Source organism: Streptomyces sp. NPDC059852 (assembly GCF_042731455.1).
Taxonomy (GTDB): Bacteria; Actinomycetota; Actinomycetes; order Streptomycetales; family Streptomycetaceae; genus Streptomyces.
Genome location: NZ_JBHWJK010000004.1, coordinates 52,247 through 68,233, shown reverse-complemented (window position 1 = coordinate 68,233; position 15,987 = coordinate 52,247). Strand labels below are relative to the sequence as shown.

Genomic DNA, 15,987 nt, shown 5'->3' with positions numbered 1-15,987 from the left:
TACGGCCGCCCCGTCTCCGGCTAGCGGGCGGCCCGGGCGGCGCATGACGCCGGCCGTCGCCCGCGTACGGAAACGGAGTCCGGCGCTCGGGGCCCTGAGCTCAAGCGCTCGACGCCCTCGCCGTGAGTCCGGCGAGGGCGGGCTTCAGCTCGGTGCGCCGCTTGATGCCGAGCTTCACGAAGACCTTGCGCAGGTGGTACTCGACGGTGTGCGCGCTGATGAACAGGCGGGCGCCGATCTCCCGGTTCGTCAGCCCCTCGCGGGCCAGGCGCGCCACGTTCAGTTCCTGCTCGGTAAGCCGCGCCGCCGACTCTCGTGTGCGGACCCGCAAGGTCTCGCCGCTCACGCGCAGTTCGTCCGCGGCGCGCTGGGCGAATCCGTTCAGTCCGCGGGCTGACAGCATCCGGTGCGCGGTGCGGAGCTGTTCGCGCGCTTCGGCGGACCGCCCCTGGCGGTTGAGTGCCTCGCCGTACAGGAGGCGACAACGCCCCACCCAGATCGGGATCCGCTCGTGCTCGAAGCGCTTGATCGCGTCCAGGAAGAGTTGCTCGGCGTCGTTCCCCGCACGCAGTTGAGCCTCGGCCATCGCCAGGACGGCCAGCGCATAGCTGGTGCCCACCGGCCGTGTAACGCCGGCCAACTGCTCCAGTGCCTGCTCGGCGAGCGCGCGCTCACCGGTGTGCGCGGCTGCTTCCACCAGTTCGAGGAGTGTGCGCATCGCGAGATTCAGTTCGTGGGTGTACGGCAGTTCGCGCCGACCGCTGTCCACCGCCTCTTCGAAGCGGCCCAGGCCGTTGTAGAGGACCGCCTCGGAGAAGTTGGCCGCGCTCAGCGCGTGTCCCTCCCCGCGGGCGAGCCCGTCGGCCCGGACCCGCTCGGCCAGGCGCTCCGCCTCGTCGGCCTGCCCCCGGTACGCGGCGAGCAGGAGCCGCCCGTACGGCGGCAGCGGATTACCGGTGACCTCCTTGATGGCGTCGATCTCGTCGCAGGAGGCTTCCGCCCCGTCCACGTCGCCGTCGGTCATCTGGACGAGCATCAGCAGGCTCAGAGCGATCGGCAGTACGGTGACGACACCCTCGGCACGGGCGAGTTCGACCTGCCGGTCGGCGAGCGCACGCAGCCCTGCGGGGTCCCACAGGTCCTGGGCGGCGCGGGAGGCGAACCACATCCAGTGCAGTTCGAGAGAGTCCGGTGCCTGCTCAAGGAAGGCACGCTGCGCCCGTCGCAGGGTGGGGAGCGCCGCCGTCTGCCCTTCGGTGGCGAGCAACGCCTGCCCGCGCAGGATCAGGTCCCGTGCCCGGTCCGTATCGTCGGCGGCGGACGTGGCGCCGAGGATCGCGTGCGCGACGGCGGTCACCTGCTCGGCGTCACCGAGCCTGCCGCCGTAGGTCGCCGCAGCGAGCGCTTCGATGTAGGTGTCGCGGGCGAGGACCGGGTCGAGCCCTTCGAGTCCCCGTGCCGCGTCGAGCAGGTGCTGCGCACCGCTGAGGTCACGCCGTAGCGCGTATCCGGCCCGCGCGCGCAGCCGCACCACGAGCGCCTCCTGCAGGGCGGTGAGCGGAAGGACGCGGGCGGACCCGAGTAGACGCAGGGCCGCGTCCGACGCGCCCGCGTCGTGCTTGGCCTCGGCGGCCGCGATGAGCCGCTGCCCGCGGCGGAACGGCGAGGGTGTGAGCTCCGCCGCCCGCTCCAGGAACGCGCCGGCGGCCGCCGCACCGCCGCGGGTTCGCGCACGCACGGCGGACCGCTCCAGATCGGCGGCGACCTCCTCGTCCGGTTGCAGGGTTGCACTGGCCCGGTGCCAGGCCCGGCGGTCCGGGTCGTGCACGGCGCTCGTGACGTCCGCCAGAGCGGCATGGACGCGACGCCGGTCCGCCGGTGAAGCCGCCCGGTACACGGCCGACCGCACCAGCGGATGGCGGAAGCCGACACGGGTGCCGACGACGAACGCCTCGGCGTCCTTGGCCGCGTCGAAGGCTTCCGGCCCCAGTCCCAGCACCGCGCTCGCACGCCACAGCAGCCCCGGGTCACCGGTGGGCTCGGCGGCCGCCAGCAGCAGCAGCAGTCGTGCCGGTGCGGTCAGCGGGGCGAGCTGGACGACCAGGCTCTGCTCGATGCGGCGTTCCAGTGGCAGGGAACTTGTCAGGGTGAAACCGCCGGCGATCTGGGCCGGGCTCAGGGCCCGGGGCAGTTCGCGCAGGGCGAGGGGATTGCCGCGGGCTTCCACGATCAACTGGTCGCGTACCCGCGGGTCGAGACCACCGGGTACGGCCTGACGCAGCAGTGCACACGCATCCTCGTGACCGAGCCCTTCGACGATCATGTGGGGCAGGCCCGCGAACACCGGGTCGACCTGCCGCATGGCGAGCACCAAGGCGATGCCCTCCGCGTCCAGGCGCCGGGCCGCGAAGGCGAGGGCTCGCGCGGACGCCTGGTCGAGCCACTGTGCGTCGTCGACAACGCACAGCAGGGCCTGCTCCTCGGCAGCCTCGGTGAGCAGCCCCAGCAGGGCCAGCCCCACGAGGAACGGGCTTGGGGCGGCCGCGCTACGCAGGCCGAACGCCACCTCGATCGCTTCCTGCTGCGGGACCGGCAATCGGGCGGCGGAACCCATCATGTGCCCGCAGAGCTGCTGGAGGCCGGCGTAGGCGAGTTCCATCTCGGACTGGGAGGCGACGACGCGCTCGGTGCGGACGTGTGCCGCGGCCCGTGCCGTGAGGTGGTCCAGGAGCGCGGTCTTGCCCACACCCGCCTCACCGGAGACGACCAGCGCACCGGCGCGGCCGCCTCGGGCACGCCTCACCAACGCTTCCAGTTCCGCCAACTCGCCGTGTCGTCCCCGCAAGGGCGCGATGTCAGGCACCAGATCCGCCTTCGCCGGGAGTATCGCTCCGCCTTTTCCTCAGACCGCGCATTCTACCGGAGCGTCGACCTGAACCGCCGAGCGTCGCGGTGCCGAGCGCGGTGAGCATCGACCGTCCGTATCGGCGGCGGGGCGATACCGGAGAGGGCGCCGGCTTGGCGGGCATGAGCGGTGGCCGCACCTTCGACCAGGCGCCGTCCGCGCCGACGGTGATGTCGGCACGCGTGGTGGAACCATCTGCGAAGAGCTCGGGGGACCGTGCCGGGCGCCGCTGGGCAGGCGGGACTTTGCGGACACGACCTGGGCCAGCAGGTCGCCGACATCCGGCACAACCCGTTTCGGGACCTGGGCGCGCCCATGACGTTCTCGCGCGTGACCTCCGCTGCCGGAAGGCCGATCCTGCCGACAGCGGGGATCCCAACCAAGCCGCGCCCGACCGTCGCACCGGGCGGGGCCGGGCGCGGACCCGGCCTTCTGACGCGCCGATGCGGGTGTGCGGCTCGTGCCCTGCGGGCACCTGCACGCCCGCGAAGGTGACCCGTGCTCCCGCAGGACCGATACTTCCGACAGCGGGACTTCTCGGCGCCCCGCGTGCGATCGTTGGCCCGTACCCACTCTGAACAGCACCGACGCAGGTCGCCTGGCCACCTGTGAGAGCTTCCCGGGAGGTACCCATGAAGATGCTGATCAACGTCGCGGAGACCGTGGTCGCGGACGCGCTGCGCGGAATGGCCGCCGCGCATCCGGAACTGGTCGTCGACGTGGACAACCGGGTGATCGTCCGGCGGGACGCCCCCGTCGCGGGCAAGGTCGGGCTGGTGTCCGGCGGCGGGTCGGGGCACGAGCCGCTGCACGGTGGATTCGTCGGCCCCGGCATGCTGTCGGCGGCCTGTCCCGGCGAGGTGTTCACCTCACCCGTGCCGGACCAGATGGTGCGGGCCGCGGCCGCCGTGGACAGCGGGGCCGGTGTGCTCTTCATCGTGAAGAACTACACGGGCGACGTCCTCAACTTCGACATGGCCGCCGAGCTCGCCGAGGACGAGGGCATCCAGGTCGCGAAGGTGCTGGTCAACGATGACGTCGCGGTGACCGACAGTCTCTACACGGCCGGGCGGCGCGGCACGGGTGCGACCCTGTTCGTGGAGAAGATCGCCGGGGCCGCCGCGGACGAGGGCCAGCCGCTGGAGCGGGTGGAGGCGATCGGACGGCAGGTCAACGAGAACGCGCGCAGCTTCGGTGTCGCCCTGAGCGCGGTCACCACACCGGCCAAGGGCAGCCCCACCTTCGACCTGCCGGCGGGCGAGCTGGAGCTGGGCATCGGCATCCACGGCGAGCCCGGCAGGGAGCGGCGGGCGATGATGACCTCGGGGGAGATCGCGGACTTCGCGGTCGGCGCCATCCTGGACGACATGTCGCCGCGCAACCCGGTCCTCGTCCTGGTCAACGGCATGGGCGCGACTCCCCTGCTGGAGTTGTACGGCTTCAACGCCGAGGTCCAGCGGGTGCTCGCCGAGCGCGGGGTCGCGGTCGCGCGCACGCTGGTGGGCAACTACGTCACCTCGCTGGACATGGCCGGCGCCTCGGTCACCCTGTGCCAGGTCGACGAGGAGATGCTGCGGCTGTGGGACGCGCCGGTCAGTACACCGGGCCTGCGCTGGGGTATGTGATCCGGGGCCGCACGAACACGACCCACCCGCCACGCAAGGAGATCAAGTGCTCGACGCCGACTTCTTCCGCCGTTGGATGACGGCGACCGCCGCCTCCGTGGACCGCGAGGCGGAACATCTCACCGCCCTCGACTCCCCCATCGGCGACGCCGACCACGGCAGCAATCTGCAGCGCGGGTTCGCCGCCGTCACCGCCGCGCTGGAGAAGGAGCAGCCGCAGACGCCCGGCGCGGTCCTGATCCTGGCCGGGCGGCAGCTCATCTCCACGGTGGGCGGGGCGTCGGGGCCGCTGTACGGCACACTGCTGCGCCGCACCGGCAAGGCCCTGGGCGATGCGTCGGAGGTCGACGCCGAGCAGTTCGCGCAGGCCCTGCGCACCGGGGTGGACGCGGTCATGACGCTCGGGGGCGCCGCGCCCGGCGACGCCACCATGCTCGACGCCCTGGTTCCCGCGGTCGAGGCGCTGGGCGACGGTTTCGCCGCCGCGGCGACGGCGGCGCGGGAGGGTGCCGTGGCGACGACGCCGCTGCAGGCCCGCAAGGGACGGGCCAGCTATCTCGGGGAGCGCAGCATCGGGCATCAGGACCCCGGCGCCACCTCCTCGGCCCTGCTCGTCGCGGCTCTCGTGGAGGCCTCCGATGGGTGACGCGAAGGAGAGCCGGCTGGTCGGCGTCGTCCTGGTCTCGCACAGCGCGCAGGTGGCCGCGTCGGTGGCCGATCTGGCGCGAGGGCTGGCGGGAGGCGGGGCCGATGTGCCCCTGGCGCCGGCGGGCGGCACCGAGGCCGGTGAGCTGGGCACGAGTGCCGAGCTGATCGCCGCCGCGGCGGCGTCGGTGGACCGGGGTGCCGGGGTCGCCGTCCTCACGGATCTGGGGAGCGCGGTCCTCACCGTCAAGGCGCTGCTGGCCGAGGGCGACGAACTGCCGGAGAACACTCGGCTGGTGGACGCGCCGTTCGTGGAGGGCGCGGTGGCGGCGGTCGTGACGGCGGCGACGGGCGCCGATCTCGCCGCGGTGGAGGCGGCGGCCGCGGACGCGTACACGTACCGGAAGGTGTGAGCGGGCGGGGGCGGCGGGCCGGGTGACGGCCGGTGGCGGGCCCGCCGGGTCCGTCACTGTCCCCGGGTGAACTTCCTGGCGACCCGTTCCCCGGTCCGTACGGCCTCGGCCGCGTCCTCGACGGGTTCGACCACCTGGTCCTTGAAGACGATGTAGGTGACGCCGGAGGGGGCGCCCCCGGCGCGGGGGTCGGCGGGGATGCCGAGTGCCTCGGCTGCGGCGTACGACGCCTCGCCGATGATGTCGCTCGGGCCGACGTCGCCGACGACCGCGTAGCGGACCCGGCCCTGGTACACGACGGCGGCGAGGGAGCCGCCGCGGACGCCGTGGGCCTTGTAGTCCCATATGGAGCTCGGGGTGGGTACCACGATGTAGGGCAGCCGCTCGGCGCTGAGGTAGCGGCCGTCGGACTGCGTGAACGCGGTGGCGGAGGAGAAGTGCGGGTCCGTACGGCTGCTGCACCGGGTGGTGGGGCGTCCGTCGCAGTCGATGTCCATGTCGGCCTTCCAGAACACGGCCTCCTTGGTCCCGCAGACGGGGACGGTCGCGGGCCGGCCGCTGTCGGTGCGGTAGCGGCCCCGGGACACCTGGGTGCATGTGGCGACCTTGGCCAGCAGTTCGGCGGCGCTGACGTCGGCGTCCTGGCTGACGGCCGGCTCCTCCGGGACGGGTGGCGGCGGGGTCGGCGGGCTCGTCGGGGCGAGCAGGGCGGCTCCTGCCGCGGCCAGCGTCAGCGCTTGCAATCGCACGATGGGGGGCCTCACGTCGGGGACACGGACGCGCGTCCACCGGCGACCCGGGAGGGGACCCGGCGGTCACGCACTGTGCACCGCGTGGGCACCGGCGAACACTCAGCCCAATCTGCTGGCCGTCCGGTCATGCTGCCACCAGAGGGGTCCGTACGGTGCACACCGGCGGGCGACACGTCGGGCGCGCCCGGGCGCCCGCCGGCGGCCGGGGGCCTGACTCCCTGACGGACCCAGGCCCCGGGCCACCCGCGTCCGGCGCGGGATCAGCGACGACAGCGGCCCACGCCGAGGGCATGAACTCCCGAGCCCTCGAGGGAAGTTCAGCCATGAGGACCTTCAGCATACGGAACGCCCCGCACCGGTCTCCAGCGGCCACCCCGCCGCACGCACTCTTGATGTGAGCGCGTCAGCTGGGTCATATTGGTCCGGACCATTGCCGTCGGTCCGCTTCGGGAGGCAGAGCCGTGCGACGCGTGTCCCCTCTCGTTCCCGCCGTCTGCGCCGCTCTCCTGCTCACGTCCTGCGGCTGGGGCGCGTCCGGCGACGAGGGCGCCCGCCCGCCGGGGGCACCGACCGGGGTCACGGCCCGGGCGGGCAGTGCGACCAGCGTCCATGTGATGTGGAACGCCGTGGCGGCGGGGGACGCCGACGGGATCCGCGGCTACGAGGTGTACCGGGGCGCCACCAAGGCCGCGGAGGTGCCGGCCTCCGCGCACATGGCCGACATCACCCGGCTGGAGCCCTCCCACCGCTACGCGTTCACCGTGCGGGCCCGGGACACGCAGGGGCGGCTCGGGCCGCCGAGCCGGACGGTCCGGGCCACCACCCCGGCGGCCGTGGCCGCGGACCGGACGGCGCCCGGCCGTCCCGGACGGGCCACGGGACGGGTGGTCGGCAGCCGGGCCGTCCAGCTGTCCTGGACGCGGGCGGCCGACGACCGGGGCGTGGTGTCGTACGACGTCTACCAGGGTGGGACGAAGATCCACAGCGTGGGCGGGAACCAGACGGCCACCGTGGTCACGGGGCTGCGGCCCGGCACCCGGTACTCCTTCACGGTCCGGGCCCGTGACGCGGCCGACAACCTGTCCCCGGCGTCGGCCGCCGTACGCCTCGGCACACCGGGCACCGACGACGGCCGCGGCACCGCCCCGACGGACTTCCGTGCCACGACCCGGCGCGCGGACGGGGCGTACCACGTCGATCTGAGCTGGACACCGCCGCGCACCGACGGCACCGTCACCGAGTACGAGGTCCAGCTCGACGGCCGGGCGGCCACCTCGCTGGTGTTCGGCGGCGACCCGCCGCGCGGGAAGGCCACGTACAGCTTCTACCTGGGCCCGGAGGCCGGGGTACGGCACCGGGTGCGGATCCGGGCCATGCTGCCGGACGGCACCTGGGGCGGGTTCTCGGCGGAGCGGACCGTGACGACCGGGCCGTGACGGGCCCTCGACGCCGGCCGGGCGCCAAACCGGTTCCGGCGGCCGGTCCCCCGAACGCGGCGCCGTGTCACCTGACCGGCCGACGCCCGCATGCGCGTCCGTCCCGGCACGCGTTGGCTGCACCTGAGGCAGCACGGGCGTTCCCGACTACGGCGGCGCAACGGACGTACCGCCGACCGTGCCGCCGGAGGGCAACTCATGCGCAACTCCTCGCTTCTCCGCTCGGGCCTGACCGTGGCAGCCGCCTCCGCACTCCCCCTGTTCGCGGCCGCCGTCCCGGCCACCGCACAATCGGGGATCTCCGTGAGCACCACCGGCTCCACGGTCTCCGTCACGACCAGTGCGTGCACCCGGATGAACGGCAGCTGGGGCACCGCCTCGCTGCTCAACAGCCGGCAGTCGAACTTCTCGCAGGGCCGCCGGGTCTCCCTGACCGGCACGGAGGCCCTGCAGTCGGCGGCGTGGTCGGACGTGAGCGCCGGGACCTTCACCGTCATCGTCATCTGCTCGGACGGCACGAGGGCGGGCACCCAGGCGGTCATCGTCTCCCCGACCGCGCGGCCCACGATCTCGGCCACGACGTCGCCCTCCCCGTCGCGCGGGGTGATGGGCGGGATGGGCGGCGGCAGCCGCGACTACGGCACGCTCACCCTGGTGGGCGGTGGCGTCCTGGTCGGCGCGGGTGCCGCGGGGGCCGCCTGGTTCCTGCGCCGCCGGTCGTCGCGCCCGCGCCACCTCTGACGCCCACCCGCCGCCCGCACGGCCCCGGGACTCACGCGGTCCCGGGTCCGGGCAGGTCCGGGAACTCCTCCAGCGCGTGGGTGAGCCACCGCGTCCAGAAGGTCTCCAGGTCGATGCCGGCCCGCAGCACCAGATGCCGCAGCCGGTCCTGGGAGCTGTCCCGGCCCGGCGGGAAGTCGCGCTTCTCGATCTCCTCGTACTCGGCGAGCTGACGCCGGTGCAGGTCGAGGTGGCGACGCAGGTCCTCCTCGACGCCCGTCGTCCCCACGACGGCCGCGGCACGCATCCGCAGCAGCAGCGTGTCCCGCAGGGGCCGCGGGTCCTGGGACGCCGCGGTCCAGCGGGCCAGTTCCTCGCGGCCCGCGGGCAGGACCTCGTAGCTCTTCTTCTGCCCGCGGGCGGGCTGTTCGGACGGCAGGGCCCGGATCAGCCCGCCGCTCTCCAGCCGCCCCAGCTCGCGGTAGATCTGCTGATGCGTCGCCGACCAGAAGTAGCCGATCGACTTGTCGAAACGGCGGGTCAGCTCCAGCCCGGACGACGGCTTCTCGAGCAGGGCGGTGAGGATCGCGTGCGGGAGTGACATGGGGTCATCCTAGGGACGCGGTCCAGCGGCCCTACAGGCTCGCCGCCAGCTCCGTGCCCTGCTTGATGGCCCGCTTGGCGTCGAGTTCGGCGGCGACGTCCGCGCCGCCGATCAGGTGCGCGCTGAGGCCCGCGGCGACCAGCGCCTCGTACAGGTCGCGGCGCGGCTCCTGGCCGGTGCACAGCACGACGGTGTCGACCTCCAGGACGGTGCTCTCGTCGCCGACGGTGAGGTGCAGTCCGGCGTCGTCGATCCGGTCGTAGCGCACGCCCGGGACCATGGTGACGCCCCGGTGCTTCAGCTCGGCGCGGTGGATCCAGCCGGTCGTCTTGCCGAGGCCCGCGCCGACCTTGCTGGTCTTGCGCTGGAGCAGGTGCACGGTGCGGGGCGGTTCCGGGCGCTCGGGGGCGGCGAGGCCGCCGGGGGCCGCGTAGTCCATGTCGACGCCCCAGAGCCGGAAGTACGTCTCGGGGTCCTCGCTCGCCTTGTCGCCGCCGTCGGTGAGGAACTCGGCGACGTCGAAGCCGATGCCGCCCGCGCCGAGGACGGCGACCCGGTCGCCGACCGTGACCTCCTCGCGCAGGACGTCGAGGTAGCCGACGACGCTGGGGTGGTCGACGCCCGGGATGTCCGGGACGCGCGGGGTGACGCCGGTGGCGACGACCACCTCGTCGTAGCCGGCGAGGTCGTCGGCACGCACCCAGGTGCCCAGGCGTACGTCGACGCCCTGCCGGTCGAGCTGGTGCCGGTAGTAGCGCAGCGTCTCGTCGAACTCCTGCTTGCCGGGGACCTTGCGGGCGACGTTCAGCTGGCCGCCGATCTCCTCCGCGCCGTCGAACAGGGTGACGTCGTGGCCGCGTTCGGCCGCGCTCACCGCGCAGGCCAGCCCGGCGGGCCCGGCGCCGACGACCGCGACGCGCTTGCGCAGCCGGGTCGGGGAGAGCGTCAGCTCGGTCTCGTGGCAGGCGCGCGGGTTGACCAGGCAGGAGGTGATCTTGCCGCTGAAGGTGTGGTCGAGGCAGGCCTGGTTGCAGCCGATGCAGGTGTTGATGGCCTCGGGGCGGCCGGCCGCGGCCTTGGCGACGAAGTCGGGGTCGGCGAGCATCGGACGGGCCATGGAGACCATGTCCGCGCAGCCGTCGGCCAGCAACTCCTCGGCCAGTTCAGGGGTGTTGATGCGGTTGGTGGTGACCAGAGGGACGGAGACCTCGCCCATCAGGCGCTTGGTGACCCAGGTGTACGCGCCGCGCGGCACGGACGTGGCGATGGTGGGGATGCGGGCCTCGTGCCAGCCGATGCCGGTGTTGATGATGGTCGCGCCGGCGGCCTCGACGGCCTTGGCGAGGGTGATCACCTCGTCCAGCGTGGAGCCGCCGGGGACGAGGTCGAGCATGGACAGCCGGTAGACGACGATGAAGTCCTCGCCGACGGCCTCGCGCACCCGGCGCACGATCTCCACCGGGAAGCGCATCCGGTTCTCGTACGCGCCGCCCCAGCGGTCGGTGCGGTGGTTGGTCTGCGTGGCGATGAACTCGTTGATCAGGTAGCCCTCGGAGCCCATGATCTCCACGCCGTCGTAGCCGGCCTGCCGGGCGAGGCGGGCGGTGCGGGCGTAGTCGTCGATGGTCCGCTCGATGTCCGCGTCGGTGAGCTCACGGGGCGGGAACGGGCTGATCGGCGCCTGGAGGGGGCTCGGGGCGACCAGGTCCTGGTGGTAGGCGTACCGCCCGAAGTGCAGGATCTGCAGGGCGATGCGGCCGCCCTCGCGGTGCACGGCGTCGGTCACGGTCCGGTGCTGTTCGGCCTCCGCGTCGGTGGTCAGCTTGGCGCCGCCCTCGTAGGGCCGGCCCTCGTCGTTGGGGGCGATGCCACCGGTGACGATGAGGCCGACGCCGCCGCGCGCCCGTTCCGCGTAGAACGCCGCCATGCGCTCGAAGCCTCGCTCGGCCTCTTCCAGGCCCACGTGCATGGAGCCCATGAGGACACGGTTGGGCAGCGTGGTGAAGCCCAGGTCCAGCGGGCTCAGCAGATGCGGGTAACGGCTCATGGGGGCGGCCCTCCGTCGCGGTGTGGTCTGACGTAGTTGTAGAGGACCGCGCCCGGGTTATGCAACTAGTTGCACAACCGGAAGGGCGTGACTCCGGCCACGGATGCCCTCGTGCGACCGGGGCCCGGCACGCCGGAAGCCCGCGTACCGGCGGTACGCGGGCTTCACCCGCTTCGGCGTACGGGGGCGCCTCCCAGAACTCCTACGACGCCTCGGGCCTGCTCTCCAGGACCACGTGGAGTTCGCGCTCCTGGTCGCCGGAGGCCGACGTCTGGTCGTGGACGGTGAACAGGGAGTCCAGGGTCGTCCGGAGCCGTTCGATGGCCCAGTAGCCGCCCTGCGCGTCCGCCTCGACGCGCGACGAGAGCCGGGCGGGAGGCGGGCACTCCTGCGCGTCCGTCACCTCGAACGTGCCGAGCCACACCATCGGCCGGCTCTCATGGAGCTGCTGCGGCACCTCGTCCGGTGCCCGGTCGGACTCGAAACACGTGGACAGCGCCTCGAAGACGATCCGGGCGTCGTCCTTGTCGCATCCGCTGATCTCGACGGACACAGCTTCGTCGTGCAGTCGTTCACGATCCATCGTGATCGCTCCTCTCGTGGCCACACCGCGGTGCCACGGGTAGCCCGCGGAACGGGACCCCAACCCAAGAAAAGCACCACACATGCCGGCGCACTACCGGCGCGAACGGCCCGGCGGCCGTCCGGCCGTGGCTCAGCCCCTGGTGAACCGGTACGTCTTGCTGTCCGTCAGCACGCAGAACCCGGGCGAGACGACGATGACGCGCAGGGTGCCGGTGCGGCGGTCGTAGTCGATGCCCTCCGTCTCGAAGGAGCCCGAGCAGGAGCTGCGCAGCGGGAGCGGGCGCAGGGCGGTGACCCGGCCGGTCACGTCCGAGGCGCCCGGGGCGGCGGAGAGGTCGATCTGGAGCAGCGGCTTGGTGATCCCGAAGAGGCTGCCGTCGGGGTCGTCGGAGGAGCACAGCAGGGTCGTCGCGTCCCGGAAGTCGCAGCCCTGCACGTCACGGACCGGGCGGTCGAGCCGGATGCTGGACGTCCACGGCAGGTCCGCCGAGGGGGACGTCGAGCGGTTGACGCCCGGTGTCGGGTGGACGAGCAGGCGGGTCATGGTCCCCCACTCGCCGGAGACCATCCACTGCCCGCCCGGGGAGATCGCGGCGAAGGAGTTGTTCAGCGCCTCGCCCGGGCCCAGCGCGTGGACGTACTCGGACCAGCCGCCGTTCGGCGCCTGGACCCGGAACATCTTCGCGGAGCCCGAGTCCGCCTGGTAGGGCTCGATGTAGTAGCCGTCGTAGGACGCGTCGGGGTCGCCCACATGGTTCCAGCCGCGGCTTCTCACCGACAGGGGGATGGTGCCGATGCCGGTGTAGCGGTTGGGGCTGTTCGCCGGGACCTCGACGGAGGCCAGGCCCTGGCTCTCGGTGAGCGGGTCGGCGCGGTCGGAGCCCACCTCCGTCCAGGTGTCGGCCGCCTGGGCGGGTGTGGCGGCGGACAGGACGGCGGCCGAGGCGAGGGCCACAAGGCCCGTCACAAAGGCATGACAACGTTGCCGGGCACGCTGGGCCATGGCGGCGACTCCTTGGGGGTGGGGGCGCGTCGGCGGACAGTGTCGCGGCACCACATGGTCATGTACAGACCAACAACAGCCATGTCTGCTGTCGTGTCCGCCACAGTGGCGGCGCCACGTGTGGTTTCGCGCCACACCCGACGCCGTGTTGAGACATGGTGGAGGTGGGCGACCGAGGGGACCCGGAAGCGGTTGGACGCGGTAGAACAAGGGGAGTCGGCACGGGGGAACGACGTGCCGCGACTACGGGCGAAGGCGGTGCGCGGGATGTCTCCAGGCGAACGTCCCAGGGCCGGGGGCGACGAGCCGGTGCGGGGTCCGGTCCGTCCGAGCGGCCTCCTGGACGTGCTCGGGGTGGCCTCCGTCGTGCTGGACACCGAGGGCCGCATCATGCTCTGGAGCCCTCAGGCCGAGGAGCTGTTCGGCTATCCGGCGCACGAGGCGCTCGGCGAGTACGCCGCCCGGATCATGGTCCACGAACAGCACCTGGACCTGGTCGTCAAGCTCTTCGCCGACGTCATGGAGACCGGCGAGGGCTGGGCCGGCGCCTTCCCCATCCGCCGCAAGGACGGCAGCACCCGACTGGTGGAGTTCCGCAACATGCGGCTCCTGGACGACCAGGGCGACGTCTACGCCCTCGGCCTGTGCGCCGACCAGTCGACGGTCCGCCAGGTCGAGCGGGACGTGGCGCTGTCCACCCGCACCATCGCCCAGGCGCCCGTCGGCCTGGCCGTCCTCGACACCGAGCTGCGCTACGTCTCCGTCAACCCCGCGCTGGCCGAGCTCAACGGCCTTCCCGCCGAGGCACATCTCGGCCACATGCCGCACGAGCTCATGCTGGACACCGAGGCGGCCCGGACCGTGGAGGCGGCGCTTCGCGCGGTGCTGCGGACCGGTGAGCCGGTCGTCAACCGGCGGGTCGTGGGCCGCACCCGGGCCCACCCCGACGTGGACCACTTCTGGTCGGTCTCGCTGTACCGACTCGAGGACACCGCCGGGACGGTGCTCGGAGTGGCCGGGATGGCCGTCGACATCACCGAGCAGCACCAGGCCGCGGTCGCGGCCGAGACGGCCCGGCGCCGGCTCGCCCTCATCGCCGACGCCTCCACCCGCATCGGTACGACCCTGGAACTGGACCGCACGGCCAGCGAGCTCGCGGACGTCGCCGTGCCGGACCTGGCCGACGTGGCCGCGGTGGACCTGCTGGACGCCGTCGTGGAGGGCCGGCGCAGCACCCTCGGCCCCGCCCAGGCGGCGGTGATCCGCGCCCTGGCCGTCCGCTCGGCGCAGGACACCGGCGCGCTCGAGGCCGCCGATCCCCCCGGGCACATCGCCCGCTACGGTCCGGACCGCCTCGTCACCGAGTGCGTGCGCACAGGCGACCCGGTGATGGTGGCGCACGTCCGGGAGGAGGACCTGCCGCGCATCGCCCGCTCCCCCGAGGCCGCCCTCCAGCTCGGCCGCGCGGGGCTGCACTCCTATCTGGCGGTGCCGCTGATCGCGCGCGGCGAGGTCCTCGGCGCCCTCGACCTCAAGCGCATCCACAACCCGCTGCCGTTCAGCGAGGACGACCTGCTGCTCGCCCGGGAGCTGGCCGCCCGCGCGGCGATCCAGATCGACAACGCCCGCTGGTACCAGAACGCCCGCGACACCGCCCTGACCCTCCAGCGCAGCATGCTGCCCAGCCATCCGCCGGTCACCGGCGGCCTGGAGGTCGCCTCCCGCTACCAGCCGGCCGGCGCGGGCACCGAGGTCGGCGGCGACTGGTTCGACGTCATCCCGCTGGAGGGCGCCAAGACGGCGCTCGTCGTCGGCGACGTCATGGGCAGCGGCATCGAGGCCGCCACCACCATGGGCCGGCTGCGCACCGCCACGCACACCCTGGCCTCCCTCGATCTGGAGCCGGCGCGGCTCCTGGAACACCTCGACAAGATCACCGACGGCCTCGACCACTCCATCGCGACCTGTGTGTACGCCGTCCACGACCCGGAGCTGCGGCAGTGCCACATCGCCAACGCCGGGCACCTGCCTCCCGTCCGCGTCCGCCCCGGCCGGCCCCCCGAACTGCTGGAACTGCCGACGGGCGCGCCGCTCGGCGTCGGCGGGGTCGCCTTCTCCACGACGACGGTCGACCTCGTGCCCGGCGATCAGCTGGTCTTCTACACCGACGGCCTGGTGGAGACCCGCCAGCACCCGCTGGACGAACGCCTCGACGCGCTCCTCGCCCTGCTCGACGACCCGGGGCGCCCGCTGCAGGAGTGCTGCGACCTGCTCCTGCGGACGCTGCACCAGCCCGAGAACTCCGACGACGTGGCGCTGCTGATCGCCCGGGTGCTCACCCCCGCGTGACCCCTCGGGCCGGGGCGGACCCGCCTGCGACCTGACCGATCACGACATGGGCGTACAGCTCGTCGGAGACCAGCAGGCGGGCCGACAGCCCACTGGCCGCGAAGGCCTCCAGGGCCACCGGGGCCTGCCGCTCACTGGTCTCGATCAGCAGGCGGCCCCCCGGCGCCAGCCAGCGCGGTGCCTCCGCGGCGACCCGGCGCAGCACGTCCAGGCCGTCCGGGCCGCCGTCGAGCGCGACCAGCGGCTCGTGCTCGCGCGCCTCGGCGGGCAGCAGCGGCACCTCGCCGGTGGGGACGTACGGCACGTTCGCCGCGAGGACGCCGACCCGGCCCCGCAGTCCGGTGGGCAGCGCCGCGAACAGGTCGCCCTGGTGCACGCGGCCCCCGAAGGGCGCCACGTTGCGGCGGGCGCAGCGCACGGCGGCGGGGTCGATGTCGGCGGCGTGGAGTTCGGCCCCGTCGAGCGCGGCGGCCAGGGCGGCGCCGACCGCGCCGGAGCCGCAGCACAGATCGACGACCACGCGGGCGTCGGGGACGTGGGCGAGGGCCTGCCGGACGAGGAACTCGGTCCGGCGACGCGGGACGAAGACACCGGGGGCGACGGTGATCCTCAGACCGGCGAACTCGGCCCAGCCCAGGACGAGTTCGAGCGGGAGACCGCTCACACGCCGGTCCACCAGGGCGGCCAGCTCGCCGGGGCCGCCGGCGGCGGACAGGAGGAGGCGGGCCTCGTCCTCCGCGAACACACAGCCGGCGGCGCGCAGGGCGCTGACGACGGCGTCGTGGGTGAGCGGCGAGGGTGAAGGGGAGGCGGACGACGGGGACGCAGGAGGCATGGGAGCCGAGAGCCTTTCGGGAAGCCGAAGGGTGCTCTGGCGGTCGCCTACCGGCGGTGGCCCGCGTC

The 15,987-nt window shown here is 73.4% G+C and carries 13 protein-coding genes; 6 read left to right on the top strand and 7 right to left on the bottom strand.

Annotated features, from left to right (window positions below; translation table 11 throughout):
- Positions 1 to 100: 100 nt before the first annotated feature.
- Positions 101 to 2,803, bottom strand: coding sequence for an AAA family ATPase (locus tag ACFV46_RS06545; protein WP_385497221.1), 2,703 nt, complete (start codon positions 2,801 to 2,803; stop codon positions 101 to 103).
- A 734-nt stretch (positions 2,804 to 3,537) separates the two neighbouring features.
- Between ACFV46_RS06545 and dhaK the strand changes: the two genes are divergently transcribed.
- From dhaK to ACFV46_RS06530, 3 genes are read left to right on the top strand one after another with little or no spacing between them, the layout of a single operon-like run.
- On the top strand, positions 3,538 to 4,530 hold the full coding sequence (dhaK, locus tag ACFV46_RS06540) for a dihydroxyacetone kinase subunit DhaK (RefSeq protein WP_361928808.1): 993 nt from the start codon (positions 3,538 to 3,540) through the stop codon (positions 4,528 to 4,530).
- 46 nt (positions 4,531 to 4,576) lie between these two features.
- Positions 4,577 to 5,176: a dihydroxyacetone kinase subunit DhaL gene (gene dhaL / locus ACFV46_RS06535; protein WP_385497219.1), complete on the top strand. Its 600-nt coding sequence runs from the start codon at positions 4,577 to 4,579 to the stop codon at positions 5,174 to 5,176.
- On the top strand, positions 5,169 to 5,588 hold the full coding sequence (locus tag ACFV46_RS06530) for a PTS-dependent dihydroxyacetone kinase phosphotransferase subunit DhaM (RefSeq protein ID WP_385497218.1): 420 nt from the start codon (positions 5,169 to 5,171) through the stop codon (positions 5,586 to 5,588). Before dhaL ends, ACFV46_RS06530 begins: the two co-directional genes overlap by 8 nt.
- Before the next feature lie 53 nt (positions 5,589 to 5,641).
- Here ACFV46_RS06530 and ACFV46_RS06525 read toward each other — a convergent pair whose 3' ends face one another.
- Complete coding sequence (locus tag ACFV46_RS06525) at positions 5,642 to 6,337, bottom strand: glycoside hydrolase family 75 protein (RefSeq protein ID WP_385497217.1); 696 nt, start codon at positions 6,335 to 6,337, stop codon at positions 5,642 to 5,644.
- A gap of 464 nt (positions 6,338 to 6,801) precedes the next feature.
- On the opposite strand from ACFV46_RS06525, the gene ACFV46_RS06520 reads away from it, so the two are divergent.
- Together ACFV46_RS06520 and ACFV46_RS06515 are read left to right on the top strand one after the other, a co-directional pair.
- On the top strand, positions 6,802 to 7,776 hold the full coding sequence (locus ACFV46_RS06520) for a fibronectin type III domain-containing protein (RefSeq protein WP_385497216.1): 975 nt from the start codon (positions 6,802 to 6,804) through the stop codon (positions 7,774 to 7,776).
- 198 nt (positions 7,777 to 7,974) lie between these two features.
- Positions 7,975 to 8,517, top strand: a complete 543-nt coding sequence (locus tag ACFV46_RS06515; protein ID WP_361928821.1) for a hypothetical protein — start codon at positions 7,975 to 7,977, stop codon at positions 8,515 to 8,517.
- A gap of 31 nt (positions 8,518 to 8,548) precedes the next feature.
- Here the strand turns inward: ACFV46_RS06515 and ACFV46_RS06510 are convergent, their stop codons facing one another.
- The 4 genes from ACFV46_RS06510 to ACFV46_RS06495 all read right to left on the bottom strand — a co-directional run bounded on the left by ACFV46_RS06510 (position 8,549) and on the right by ACFV46_RS06495 (position 12,735).
- A complete protein-coding gene (locus ACFV46_RS06510) occupies positions 8,549 to 9,100 on the bottom strand; it encodes a PadR family transcriptional regulator (RefSeq protein WP_376725995.1) in 552 nt (183 codons plus the stop codon).
- A gap of 31 nt (positions 9,101 to 9,131) precedes the next feature.
- A complete protein-coding gene (locus ACFV46_RS06505) occupies positions 9,132 to 11,147 on the bottom strand; it encodes an FAD-dependent oxidoreductase (RefSeq protein ID WP_385497215.1) in 2,016 nt (671 codons plus the stop codon).
- 202 nt (positions 11,148 to 11,349) lie between these two features.
- Positions 11,350 to 11,730 carry a hypothetical protein gene (locus ACFV46_RS06500; RefSeq protein WP_385497214.1) on the bottom strand — a complete coding sequence of 127 codons (381 nt, stop codon included), beginning with the start codon at positions 11,728 to 11,730 and terminating at the stop codon, positions 11,350 to 11,352.
- 132 nt (positions 11,731 to 11,862) lie between these two features.
- Positions 11,863 to 12,735 carry a hypothetical protein gene (locus tag ACFV46_RS06495; RefSeq protein ID WP_385497213.1) on the bottom strand — a complete coding sequence of 291 codons (873 nt, stop codon included), beginning with the start codon at positions 12,733 to 12,735 and terminating at the stop codon, positions 11,863 to 11,865.
- A gap of 267 nt (positions 12,736 to 13,002) precedes the next feature.
- Between ACFV46_RS06495 and ACFV46_RS06490 the strand changes: the two genes are divergently transcribed.
- A complete protein-coding gene (locus ACFV46_RS06490) occupies positions 13,003 to 15,084 on the top strand; it encodes a SpoIIE family protein phosphatase (protein WP_385497211.1) in 2,082 nt (693 codons plus the stop codon).
- Here the strand turns inward: ACFV46_RS06490 and ACFV46_RS06485 are convergent.
- The gene (locus ACFV46_RS06485) at positions 15,071 to 15,919 is read right to left on the bottom strand and encodes a putative protein N(5)-glutamine methyltransferase (protein ID WP_385497210.1); all 849 of its coding nucleotides are present in this window, start codon (positions 15,917 to 15,919) and stop codon (positions 15,071 to 15,073) included. The two genes, ACFV46_RS06490 and ACFV46_RS06485, sit on opposite strands and share 14 nt — an antisense overlap.
- Positions 15,920 to 15,987: the final 68 nt, after the last annotated feature.